Source organism: Streptacidiphilus albus JL83, from assembly GCF_000744705.1.
GTDB lineage: Bacteria > Actinomycetota > Actinomycetes > Streptomycetales > Streptomycetaceae > Streptacidiphilus > Streptacidiphilus albus.
Genome location: NZ_JQML01000001.1, coordinates 2,785,117 through 2,797,610, shown reverse-complemented (window position 1 = coordinate 2,797,610; position 12,494 = coordinate 2,785,117). Strand labels below are relative to the sequence as shown.

Below are 12,494 nucleotides of genomic sequence, written 5' to 3'. Positions count from 1 at the left end.
CCCTTACGGTGAGAGCGTGCTGACTCGAACCTCCCTGCGCGCCGGCGCTGTCGCCGCTGGTACCGCGCTCACGCTGCTGCTCATGACCGCCCCGTCCTTCGCGCTCGCCCCGGCGGGCGCCCCCGCCGGTTCGGAGCTGCTGGCGGGCCTGAACCCGGCCCAGGCCATCGGCCTCTACGTGGGCTGCCCGGTCGGCCTCTTCGTCATCATCGCCGGCCTGGTGCTGCTGCTCACCAAGCCGGACAAGAACCACAGCTGACCCCCCGGCACCTGGCCGATCGACAGGACAGCCCCGGTCGCCTCCCTCAGGGAGGCGACCGGGGCTGTCGTCCGTTCCGGACCCGCTACTTCGCGCCGGCCGCGCGGTCCGCGGCCTGGGCGCGCAGCGCGCGCTCCACGCCGGCCCGCGACTCGACGACCATCCGGCGCAGTGCCGGAGCCGGCTCGGCCGAGGCCAGCCAGGCGTCGGTGGCGTCCAGCGTGGCCTGGTCGACCTGCATCGTCGGGTAGAACCCGACGATGATCTGCTGGCCCATCTCGTGCGAGCGCTGCTCGAAGATCCCCTTGACCGCGGCGAAGTACTTCGCCGTGTAGGGGGCGAGCAGCTCGCGCTGCTCCACCTGGGCGAAGCCGTGGATCACGGCCTCCTGGACGGTGTTGGTCAGCGTCTCCGCCTCGACCACGGAGGCCCAGGCGGCAGCCTTGGCCTCGGCCGTCGGACGCGCGGCCCGGCAGGTCGCGGCGTGGGCCTGACCGGCCGAGGTGTTGTCCCGCTCCAGCTCCGCCAGGACCGCCGCCTCGTCCGCGACACCGGTCGCCGACAGCCGGACCAGCAGCGACCAGCGCAGCTCGTCGTCGACGGACAGGCCCTCGACCACGGTGCCGCCGTCGAGCAGGCCGGAGAGCACGGCCAGGTGCTCCGGGGTGGTGGCCACGGTCGCGAACATCCGCGCCCAGGCCAGCTGGTGGTCGCCACCGGCGGGGGCGGCGTGCAGCTGCTCCAGCGAGGCGTCGGCGAGGGCGGTCAGGCCCTCGGCGCGCCACGCCGGGTCGGCGTAGAGGTCGACGGCCGTCTTGACCTGCCGGGTGAGCGACTGGACCACGCCGATGTCGGACTCCCGGCCGATGCCGCTGAGCACCAGCGCCAGGTAGTCACGGGCCGCGAGCTCGCCGTCGCGGGTCATGTCCCAGGCCGAGGCCCAGCACAGGGCGCGCGGCAGCGACTCGGTGAAGTCGGCGATGTGCGCGGTGACGTTGGCCAGCGACTCGGCGTCCAGGCGCACCTTGGCGTAGGAGAGGTCGTCGTCGTTGAGCAGCACGACCGCCGGGCGGCGGCGTCCGGCCGGGAGCGGCACGGTGGTCAGCTCGCCGTCGATGTCCAGCTCGATGCGGTCGGTGCGCACCAGCGCGCCGTCCGCGTCCAGGTCGTACAGGCCGATGGCGATCCGGTGCGGGCGGAGCACCGCCTCGCCCTTGGCGCCGGCCGGCAGCGCGGGCGCCTCCTGGCGGACGACGAGCGAGGTCATCACGCCGTCGGCGTCGACCTCGATCTCCGGGCGCAGGACGTTGATCCCGGCCGTCTCCAGCCACGCCTTCGACCAGGCCTTGAGGTCGCGTCCGGAGGTCTGCTCCAGCGCGCCGAGCAGGTCGGAGAGGCGGGCGTTGCCCCAGGCGTGGCGCTTCATGTAGGCCTGCACGCCGGCGAAGAACTCGTCCTTGCCGACGTACGCCACCAGCTGCTTGAGCACCGAGGCGCCCTTGGCGTAGGTGATGCCGTCGAAGTTGACCTGGACGTCCTCCAGGTCGTTGATGTCCGCCATGATCGGGTGGGTGGACGGCAGCTGGTCCTGCCGGTAGGCCCAGGTCTTCATGGAGTTGGCGAAGGTCGTCCAGGCCTGCGGCCAGCGGCTGCCGGCCGCGTCGGCCTGGCAGAGGATGCTGGTGAAGGTCGCGAAGGACTCGTTCAGCCAGAGGTCGTTCCACCACTCCATGGTGACCAGGTCGCCGAACCACATGTGCGCCAGCTCGTGCAGGATCGTCTCGGCGCGGGCCTCGTAGGCCGCGTCGGTGACCTTGGAGCGGAAGACGTACTGGTCGCGAATGGTGACCGCGCCCGCGTTCTCCATCGCGCCGGCGTTGAACTCCGGCACGAACAGCTGGTCGTACTTGCTGAACGGGTAGGCGCAGTCGAACTTCTCCTGGAACCACTCGAAGCCCTGCTTGGTGACCTCGAAGATCGCCTCGGCGTCCAGGTACTGCGCCAGCGAGGGACGGCAGTAGATGCCGAGCGGCACCCGCTGGTTGTCCTCGTCGTTGCGGTACTCGTCGAACACGCCCACGTAGGGACCGGCGATCAGCGCGGTGATGTACGAGGAGATCCGGGGCGTCGCCGCGAAGCGGTGCACCTCGGTGCCCTCGGACTCGCCCTTCTCCGGCTCCGGCGAGACCTCGTTGCTGATCACCTTCCACCCGGTGGGGGCGGTCACGGTGAACTGGAACGTGCCCTTGAGGTCGGGCTGTTCGAAGGAGGCGAACACGCGCCGCGCGTCCGGGACCTCGAACTGGGTGTAGAGGTAGGTCTGCTGGTCCACCGGGTCGACGAACCGGTGCAGGCCCTCGCCGGAGTTGGTGTAGCCGCAGTCTGCGACAACGCGCAGCTCGTTCTCGGCGGCCAGTGCCGGCAGCGCGATCCGGCTGTCGGCGAAGACCTCGGCGGGGTCGAGCGACGTGCCGTTGAGGACGACCTCGTGCACGGTGGGCGCGATCAGGTCGATGAAACTGGACGCGCCAGGGGTGGTGGCCGTGAAACGGACCACGGTGGTGGACCGGAACGTCCCCCCCTCGGGGGCGGTGCTCAGGTCGAGCGCGATGTCGTACGCGTCCACGGTGAGGAGCGCGGCCCGGGTTCGGGCCTCCTCACGGGTCAGGTTGGTGCCAGGCACGCTGCGTGACTCCTTCGTCAGGTTCTCTCAGCTTCCAGGCATCCTCCCACGTCGGACGCATGTCCGACCCGACTCCTCCCCCGGCGAACGGGAACGGGAACGGCGGGTGATCGGGAGGGCTGTCCGAATCGGAAGCGAAGAGAGATGCATAGTCTTTGATGCTCTCCTTATGATGTGTGCGGTACGCGTGGGCGTTCGCAGCAGAGGCGGACCCGGGGCGCGACGGGGACGGGGGCAGTGATGAGCACGAAGACAGGCACGGGTACACCGGCGGGCACGGGCTACGAGGTCGACCTCGACGCGCTGAAGACCGCCGTGAAGCAGTTGCAGGGCCTGCTCAGCGACATGGACGCGACCAAGGGCAAGGCCAACTACAACACCAATCTGAAGCCCTCGCAGTTCGGCACGGGTTTCGCGGAGGCCGAGGCGCTGTCGGGCGCGCACGACTCGATGAGGGAATCGATCAATCAGATGATCACCACCCTGAATTCGATGATCAGTGACTTCACCGACAAGGTCGGCTACACCCACGACACCTACGCGGCCCAGGACGCCCAGACTGTCACGCAGTTGAGTTAGCGGAAGAGCAGAGGCAACAGTGAGCACGATGGGGGAGGGAACGACATGAGTGGTGTTGGAGATGCCCAGGCGGCCAAGTCCCTGGCAGCTGCCAATGCGGCGCAGGCGAAGCAGCAGGCGGCGGCAGACGCGCAGTGGAAGAAGGCCCTGGCGGCAAACGCCGGTGGCGGCGACAGCGGATTCAGCACGAACTTCGAGGCGGCGGGTGGGCTCGACGGCCTCCGGGCCATGATCGAGTCGGCCGACCCGGACGGCATTCACACGGTGTCCCAGCACTGGAGCAGCGTCAGCGACGATCTCACCAGCATCTCCAAGGGGCTCAGCACTCACGTCAATAACCTGCTGGAGCACTGGAGCGGTTCCAGCGCAGACGCGTTCCGCAAGAGCGCGAGCAGCCTGAACGAGAGCCTCAGTAACGGCGCGGCCTACGCCACCAACACTTCCACCGCGCTGGAGAGCGCATCGAAGGCCCTGACTACCGCCAAGGGGGACATGCCGCACGACCCCAGTTTCTGGGCCAAGGCGTCGCGGAAGCTGACCAGCGAGAGCAGTGACATCCAGTTCAAGGAGGACGCCGCCAAGCTGGGCCTGAGTAAGGCGATCCAGTTGGACGGAGGCCAGCTCTCTGCCAATGAGGAGGCGCAGCAGAAGGCCGTGCTGGTCATGGAAGCCCTGGGTAAGGCGTACAACGGTTCGACCAGCCAGCTTCAGAGTCAGCCCCACGTCGGTACCGGAGGCGGGGTCTGGCCTCCGCCTCCCGCCACCTCTCCCGGTCCTCCGGTCACGGAGCCGGTCGGCACCGTTCCACCGTCGCCCGGTTCGAGCGGCCTGCTTCCGCCGACGACCGATCCGACCGGCCCTGGCACGCCGATTCCAGGTGTGAACGTGCCGGGCCAGCCGACTCCTGGGGCCCCGATTCAGTCGCCGAATCCTGGCGGCGGTATCTACGGCGGTCAGCCGGGCAAGCCGGTCACCCCACCCGGTACCACCATCGACGGCACCCCCGGAGGTCCGGTCACCGGTGTCGGTTCGGGATACGGCGGCGGCGGGAACGGCGGCGGATTCGGCAGCGGTGGCGGATACGGCTCCGTCGGTCAGGTCGGTTGTGGCGGCAATGGGGCCGGGTTCGGCTTCGGTGGCGTCGGCGGCGTAGGTTCTGGAGCCTTTGGCGCTGGTGAAGGCGATAGCGCCGATGGCTATGGGGGCGATTCGGGGCTGGTCTCCGGAGACGCCGACGGTGCCGACGGTGCCGGTGCCGGGGCAGCGGGCGAAGAAGGCGAACTCGGCTCTGGGGACGGGGTCGGCGGAGTCGGCGCAAGCGGCGAGGGCGAGGGCGCCATGGGCGAGATGGGCGGTATGGGTGGTGGCCTCGGCTCCGCCGCCAAGAAGAAGAAGCGCAAGGCGCGCGCGTCCTATCTCGTGGCGGACGAGGACGCATGGGGTGCACCGGTCGCGGTGAACCCGGCGGTCATTTCCTGACGACCCGCACGAGGCGATCCCAGGAAGTGTGAGTATGGTCCTGCTGGCTCCACAGGAGTGCCTGTGGAGCCAGCGCCATGAAACAGGACGATTGGGGCGGGTCATGCGAGTCGCGGGAGTGCTGCGTGCCGGTGTCGGCACCCTTCTGGCGGGGGCGTTGGTACTGTCGGCCGCTCCGGCGGCGAGCGCCAACGACGGAGCACGGGCGGCGGAGTGGCCGTTGTCGGCCTACGGCGCGGCGCAACTTGTCTGGCCGCACTCCACCGGCAAAGGCGTGATCGTCGCTGTCGTCGACTCCGGTGTGAGGGCAACTCACGTCGACCTGACCGGCCAGGTGCTTCCAGGAACCGACTTCGTCCACGGTGGCAACGGCCAGACGGACTATTCGACGGACGGCCACGGCACCGGGGTAGCCAGTCTGATCGCAGGCCATGGCCACGGCCCCAACGATGAGGACGGCATCATGGGCCTGGCGCCGGGAGCGAAGATCCTGCCAGTGGGTGTGGGGAACGTCCCGAACACCGTGACCGTGACTCAAGGGATCAGGTATGCCGTCGATCACGGGGCATCGGTCATCAACCTGTCGTTGGCCGCACAGTTTTCCGAGAGTGTGCCGGAGGAGCAGGCCGTTGCGTATGCGGAATCCAAGAACGTAGTGGTTGTCGCAGGTGCGGGGAACAGTGGTACTGAGGAGGATGATTATCCGGCCTCCTACCCCGGTGTCGTCTCCGTCAGCGGCGTGGATCAGAGCGGCAGTGCATGGTCCGGATCGACCTTCAGTTCCCACGTCGTCGTAGCCGCGCCGGCGGTCGGCATTGTGCGTGACGGCGACGGCAGCGACACCCAGATGTACAAGGACGACGGCACCAGCTACGCGACGGCCTATGTCTCAGCTATTGCCGCGGTTCTCCGATCCGCATACCCACAGTTGACGGCTGGTCAGATCATTAACATGATCATCAAGGGGGCTTCCCTGCCGGCCGGTGCCACGGCTCCGGACCTGCACTACGGCTATGGGACAGCCCGTGCCGACCAGTGGACCCTGTGGGCGCAGCTGGCCAAGAACCCGGGGCCGGCCGCGGGGCCGCTGCCGCAGGCGGCGCTCGCCTCGTCGACACCGACCGTCGCGGCGCCGGCCGGCAGCTCGGCGGGGGCCGATGACGACGACATGATCGCCCTGGCGCTCCTCGGTGGCGGCCTCGTCGTCCTGCTGCTCATCATCCTGCTGTTCGTGCGCGTGTCGCGCTCGCGGCGGCGGAAGCGGGAGGCAGCGGACGAGAGCGCCGCGCTGCCGTACCAGCAGCAGCCCTACGCCCAGCCCGCCTACCAGCCCGCGACGCAGCCCTACGCGCCGCCGCAGCAGCCCGGGCAGCCGTCGTACGACCCGTACGGGCAGCTGCCGCAGGCCCCGCAGCAGCAGCCGCCCAACTACCAGCCGCCGTACGGCAACAGCAACGGCGGCGGCAACAGCAACGGCCCCTACCAGGGCTGAGCCGAGCTGAGCTGAGGCCCGCGCCCACGGATCGTCGTCGGCGCGGGCCTCAGTGATAGGCCTCCACGTCGTCGCCCATCGACCCGAGGTAGACGACGCCGCCGCCCGGCAGGATGAAGAAGTCGTCCTCGGACAGCTCGAAGCCGCTGGTCCCGGTCAACCGGCCGATGATGGTGGACTTGCCGGTGACCGGGTCGAGCCGGACCAGGTGCGGGGTTCCGTCGTCGCTGCCGGTGGACATGGCGTACACGACGCCGTCCGGCGACGGGGCGACCAACTCGGCGCCGTACTTGCTCTCGCCCGAGTAGGACCAGGCCAGTGCCCCGGTGGAGATGTTGTAGGCCTCGACCGTGCCGCCGGTGCTGCCGCCGCCGCTGACGGTGACCAGCCCCTGGGACTGGACGATCAGGTTCTGCCCGACGACTCGGGCGGTCCCGGAATCGGAGAAGGGGCCGGTCGGCGAGTTCAGCGCGTCGGGTACCTGGAACGGTGTGGTGTTGCCCGAGTTGTCGAAGAGCAGGGCACTGTCCCCGCTGTCTCCCGATTCGACGCCGACGACCGGTTCGGCCGCGATGACGCCGTCGAAGTCGACGATGCTGCTCTCGCTGTGCTGCCATTCGACCTTGCCGGTGACCCCGTCCACCGCCGTCAGCGCGTTCTCCGGGCTGCTGCCGTAGCAGTCGTCCACGACCAGCACGACCCCGGTGGTGCCGTAGGCCCGGTCGGCGCAGCTCGCGCTGCGATTGGTGTAGTTCCAGGCGGTCCTGCCGGTGGCGACGTCGACGCCGCCGAAGACCTCACCGGCGATGACGGTCGCGACCGAACCCTGGACGTAGGTCTGGGCCGCAGTCGGGGTCGGGTTCTGACTGTCGGTGAGTCGGATGGTCCAGAGGATCTTTCCGGTGCTGCTGTCGACCCCCGTCAGCAGCGAGCAGGACGTGGTGCTGGTGCCGAAGGCGATGGTGCCGATTCCGCCGGCGCTGAGCGTGGGCGAGATCGCACAGGGCTGGGTGGTTCCCTGGGGCGCGGGCAACGTCCAGGCCGTGGAGCCGTTGCTCAGGTTGTAGGCCGAGACCCCGAGGCTGCCGGCCCGGACGATGAGTGTGCTGGTCAGCCAGCCGCCCACGAGTTCGTCCGAACCCGAGTCCGCACCGTTGCCCACCGTCCAGGCACTCTTGTAGGCGGCTCCGGCAGAGGCGCTGCTGTCGGCGTTGTTGAGGATGACCACCGCGCCGGCGATACAGGCGATCACGACCCCGGCGGCGATGATCCCGCCGATGGCCCCGCCGCTGAGCCCGCGCTTCGGCGTCGATGGCTGGGGCACGGGGTACCCGGCGAGGGGCGGCTGGTGCTGCGGTTGCGGGTAGCCGACCGGCTGTGGATAGTTCTGCGGCGGGTAGCCCTGGGCCTGCGGGCCGGGCGCGGGGTACTGCGGCGGAGGGTAGGCGGCCTGCTGCGGCACGCTCGGCTGGGCGGGCTGCGTCGGGGCGTAGTGGATCTCGCCCTGCTGCGCGGGCGGTACGGGCTGCTGCTGCCCGTAGCGCGGGTCGTAGGTCTGGGTGGCGGCGGCCTCCGGCCCGGGCGGCCCCGCCGCCGGCGGGTGGCCCGGCCAATGCTGCGGCTGCTGTTGTTGCTGTCCCGGTGTCCATCCCGGCTGCTGCTGCCCCGGTCCGGGTATCTGATCCGACATCCCCCGCCACGCCCTATCCGTCGACCGTTCTCGAACCCGAGACATCGTAGGGGCAGCCCTCGGGGCTCACGGCAGGCGGTCCGTGGCGGTGGCCGTCGAGCCGTCACATGGTGGCCGTCAATGGGACGTGAGCCTGGAGCGAGGGTCAACTCACTTCGCTGCAAATGGGCTTGTGAGTCTTGGTAGCGTGAGCCCCACGGTCACGGGTTCGTGTGTTCGGGGGTACGGATGGCGATCGAACTGTCCAGCGGAACAGGGACGTTCCCGCAGCTCATCGGGGCGAAGCTACGGGGCGCCCGGCAGCGGGCACGCGCCGCCTTCCATCCCGACGGCCTGCGCACCTACGCCCGGACCCCCGCCGGTCTGCACTTCGCGTCATGAGCGAGGCGATAGCCCACGCGTTGGAAGATGCTGCGAAGAAGGCCGAACAGGGCCTGTCGAAGGACTTCTCCGACGCCTACCACGGCATTCTCAAGGACACCGAGGAGAAGGCCGGACAGGTCGCGGACAACGCCGCCGACAACGAGGCCAAGACCGTCGACGACCTCACCAAGTCCGCCGAACGCCCCGGCGGAGAACCCTCCGTGGGCGACCCCCACCCCGAGGACCCCGGTCCGGTAGGCGGGGACACGGGCGACAGTGGCCCCGGCGCGGGGCGCGACCAGGTCTCCGACCCGCAGGACGCCGGACGCGCCGAGAACGCGGTCTGCGACGGCGGCGAGCCCGTCGACATGGCCACCGGCCGGATGTTCATCGACCAGACCGACGCCTCCCTCCCCGGCTCGCTGCCGCTGCTGTTCACCCGCTGCTTCGAGTCCGGTTACCGGGCGGGCCGCTGGATGGGCCGCCGCTGGGTCTGCACCTTCGACGAACGGCTGGAGATCGACGACCAGGGCGTGGTCCACCTCGGCGCGGACCGCCGCACCCAGGCCTATCCCCACCCCGCCCCCGGACAGGCCGTCCAGGCCAGCGCGGGAGTCCGGCGCGACCTGACCGTCGACGACGCGGAGCGCTTCTACACCCTCACCGACCGCGCCAGCGGCCTGGCCCGCGAGTTCACCGTCCAACCCGACGGCGCCACCGCCCTGCTCACCCAGGTCCGCGACCGCTCAGGACGCCACTACGACCTCGACTACGACCGCAACGGCACCCCTCTCTCGATCACCCACTCCGGCGGTTACCGCCTGCTGGTCACCGTCGCGTACGGCCGCATCACCGAACTCCTGCTGGCCGGCGCCGCCCCCGACGGCGGCGACCAGAGCCTGATGCGCTACGGCTACACCGACGGCCACCTCACCGAGGTCTACAACTCCTCCGGCCTGCCGATGCGGTTCGCCAACGACGCCTGGGGCCGGATCACCTCCTGGACCGACCGCAACAACAGCCACTACTGGTACACCTACGACGACCGCAACCGCGTCATCGACGAGGGCGGCGCCGACGGCTCCCTGCGCTTCCAGTTCAGCTACGGCGAACCCGACCCCGACACCGGCCTGCGCGTCCACACCGAGACCAACGCCCTGGGCCACACCACCGCCTACCGGATCAACGACCGCCACCAGGTCACCGCCCGGACCGACCCCCTCGGCCACACCACCCACTACCAACGCGACGAGTACGACCGCCTGCTGACCGAGACCGACCCCCTGGGCCGCACCGTCCGCTTCGACTACGACGCCGAAGGCGACCTCACCGCCGTCACCCGCCCCGACGGCTCCCGGGCCACCGCCGCCTACGACGCCGAACTCAGCCTGCCCACCGTGGTCGTGGACGCCGACGGCGCTGCCTGGCAGCAGGAGTACGACGCCCAAGGCCGCCGCACCACCCTGACCGACCCCCTGGGCGCCACCACCCACTACGCCTACGACGCCGCCGGCCACCTCGCCGCCGTCACCGACGCCCTCGGCCACACCACCCGCATCCGCTGCGACGCCGCCGGACTGCCGGTCGAGAGCACCGACCCGAACGGCGCCACGGTCCGCTGCCAACGCGACGCCTTCGGCCGACCCGTCACACTCACCGACGCCCTGGGCGCGGTCACCCGGACGACCTGGACCGTGGAGGGCCGACCGGCGACCCGCACTGCTGCCGACGGCTCCACCCAGACCTGGCAGTGGGACGGCGAAGGCAACCTCCTCGTCCACACCGATGAACTGGGGCAGGCCACCAGCTACGAGTACACCCACTTCGAGACCCTGGCCGCGCGCACCGGTCCCGACGGCGCCCGGATCGCCTTCACCCACGACGCCCACATGCAACTCACCGCCGTCACCGACCCCTTGGGACGGCAGTGGAGATACCTCTACGACGCCGCTGGACAGCTCATCGGCGAGGACGACTTCCACGGCCGCTCGGTGCGCTACCAGCGCGACGCCGCAGGCCAGTTGACCGCGCTGACCGACCCCCTGGGCATCCGGACCGACTACCGGTACGACATCCTCGGCCGCACCGTCGCCAAGGCCGCCGACGGCCGCACCACCAGCTACGCCTACGACCCCGCCGGCCGCCTCGTCCACGCCGCCAACACCGACGCCGAGATATCCCGCGCCTACGACCCGCTCGGCAACCTGCTCGGCGAGTCCGTCAACGGCCGCGCCCTCAACCACAGCCGCGACCCCCTGGGCCGGCGCACCCGGCGCACCACCCCCACCGGCCACAGCACCCTCTACGCCTACGACCCGGCCGGACAGGTCACCACCCTCGCCTCCACCGGCGGCACCCTCGACTTCGCCCACGACCCGGCCGGACGCGAACGCCGCCGCACCATCGCCGGCACCCTCACCCTGACCAACGAATGGGACCAGCTCACCCGTCTCACTGGTCAAACGGTCCAGGCGGGCGAGACCGTCCTCCAGCGCCGCGCCTACCGCTACCGCAGCGACGGCAACCTCACCGGCACCGAGGACCACCTCACCGGCCCGCGCAGCTTCGACCTCGACCCCGCCGGGCGTGTCACCGCCGTCCGCGCCGCCGACTGGACCGAGAGCTACGCCTACGACCCCGCCGGCAACCTCACCGACGCCCAGTGGCCGGCCACCCCGGCCGGCACTCTCGCCCAAGGCAGCCGCACCTACACCGGCACCCAGCTGACCACCGCCGGACGCGTCCGCTACGAACACGACGCCGCCGGCCGGGTCACCCTGCGCCAGGTCACCCGGCTGTCCCGCAAGCCCGACAGCTGGCACTACACCTGGAACGCCGAGAACCAGCTCGCCCAGGTCACCACCCCCGACGGCACCCAGTGGCGCTACCACTACGACCCCCTGGGCCGCCGGCTCGCCAAGTCCCGCCTGGCCGCCGACGGACAGACCGTCGTCGAGCGCACCGACTTCACCTGGGACGGCCCCACCCTCACCGAGCAGACCACCCACGCATCCCACCTTCCCGGCCCCCACACCATCACGTGGGACCACCAGGGCTTCACCCCTCTCACCCAGACCGAGACCATCACCACCCCCAGTGCCCAGGACGACCAGGCCCGGATCGACCGCCGCTTCTTCGCCATCGTCACCGACCTCGTCGGCACCCCCACCGAACTCCTCGACCCGGCCACCGGCACCATCGCCTGGCGCGCCACCACCACCCTCTGGGGCAACACCACCTGGCCGCGCGACAGCACCACCTACACCCCCCTCCGTTTCCCGGGGCAGTACTACGACCCCGAAACCCGCCTCCACTACAACCTCAACCGCTACTACGACCCCGAAACCGCCCGCTACACCACCCCCGACCCCCTCGGCCTCACCCCCGCCCCGAACCCCGACACCTACGTCAGCAACCCCCACACCTGGACTGATCCTCTCGGCCTCTCACCCCACGAGACGGCTGGTCCTCAGCAAGCGGCGAAGAATCCGGCTCATGGCTACGATCTTCGAGGAAAGGACCCGATGAGTATCGTTCCGGACGATGCAGAGGTGCGATGGCTCACGCCACATTCGAACGGCGGCGCCCAGTATGGCGTGGAGTTCAAATGGTCGGACGACGACGGCAACACGGTGCGTCTCCGGGCTCATGGACCCGACGGAACAGCACCGGTTGGCTCGCACGCAGCAACGGGAGACGTCTACAGGGTTCAGGTGGGCAAGCGCTACCAAGACATTGACGGAAATCTGTTCCATCCCAACGTCCACAATCCCAACAGTCCGCACTACAATCCGACGGCAGCCAACAACACTCATATGCCATGGCCCTCGGAATTTCCAGGACTTTAGTGAATACCTACCGTCGGAGAGCGGGGAAGATCGTGTCAGTAGGCAATTCAGAATTGTTGGACCTTGTTCGGGGGTTGACCTCGAAAAGCCGCGATGAACGA

Annotated in this window: 8 protein-coding genes; 6 read left to right on the top strand and 2 right to left on the bottom strand. The window is 69.8% G+C overall.

Translation table 11 applies throughout. The features are described 5' to 3' along the window. Positions 1-16: 16 nt before the first annotated feature. Positions 17-259, top strand: coding sequence for a hypothetical protein (locus tag BS75_RS12180; RefSeq protein WP_034088245.1), 243 nt, complete (start codon positions 17-19; stop codon positions 257-259). 85 nt (positions 260-344) lie between these two features. Here BS75_RS12180 and pepN read toward each other — a convergent pair whose 3' ends face one another. Beyond that, positions 345-2,942 carry an aminopeptidase N gene (pepN, locus tag BS75_RS12175; RefSeq protein WP_034088244.1) on the bottom strand — a complete coding sequence of 866 codons (2,598 nt, stop codon included), beginning with the start codon at positions 2,940-2,942 and terminating at the stop codon, positions 345-347. A gap of 240 nt (positions 2,943-3,182) precedes the next feature. Here pepN and BS75_RS12170 point away from each other — a divergent pair, with 240 nt between their 5' ends. The 3 genes from BS75_RS12170 to BS75_RS12160 are packed head-to-tail and all read left to right on the top strand — an operon-like array spanning position 3,183 to position 6,492. Beyond that, entirely contained in the window at positions 3,183-3,521 is a 339-nt protein-coding gene (locus BS75_RS12170; protein ID WP_042436884.1) for a hypothetical protein, read from the top strand. Between the two features lie 45 nt (positions 3,522-3,566). After that, positions 3,567-5,000, top strand: a complete 1,434-nt coding sequence (locus BS75_RS12165) for a WXG100 family type VII secretion target (RefSeq protein ID WP_034088243.1) — start codon at positions 3,567-3,569, stop codon at positions 4,998-5,000. Positions 5,001-5,034: 34 nt separating this feature from the next. Next, positions 5,035-6,492, top strand: coding sequence for a S8 family serine peptidase (locus tag BS75_RS12160; protein WP_052069365.1), 1,458 nt, complete (start codon positions 5,035-5,037; stop codon positions 6,490-6,492). 49 nt (positions 6,493-6,541) lie between these two features. On the opposite strand, the gene BS75_RS12155 is transcribed toward BS75_RS12160, so the two are convergent. Continuing rightward, positions 6,542-8,182 carry an outer membrane protein assembly factor BamB family protein gene (locus tag BS75_RS12155; RefSeq protein WP_034088242.1) on the bottom strand — a complete coding sequence of 547 codons (1,641 nt, stop codon included), beginning with the start codon at positions 8,180-8,182 and terminating at the stop codon, positions 6,542-6,544. Positions 8,183-8,410: 228 nt separating this feature from the next. Between BS75_RS12155 and BS75_RS48080 the strand changes: the two genes are divergently transcribed. Beyond that, positions 8,411-8,563, top strand: coding sequence for a hypothetical protein (locus tag BS75_RS48080; protein WP_156164245.1), 153 nt, complete (start codon positions 8,411-8,413; stop codon positions 8,561-8,563). Further along, the gene (locus BS75_RS12150) at positions 8,560-12,393 is read left to right on the top strand and encodes a polymorphic toxin type 30 domain-containing protein (RefSeq protein WP_152645612.1); all 3,834 of its coding nucleotides are present in this window, start codon (positions 8,560-8,562) and stop codon (positions 12,391-12,393) included. The genes BS75_RS48080 and BS75_RS12150 overlap by 4 nt, the downstream gene beginning before the upstream one ends. Positions 12,394-12,494 lie beyond the last annotated feature (101 nt).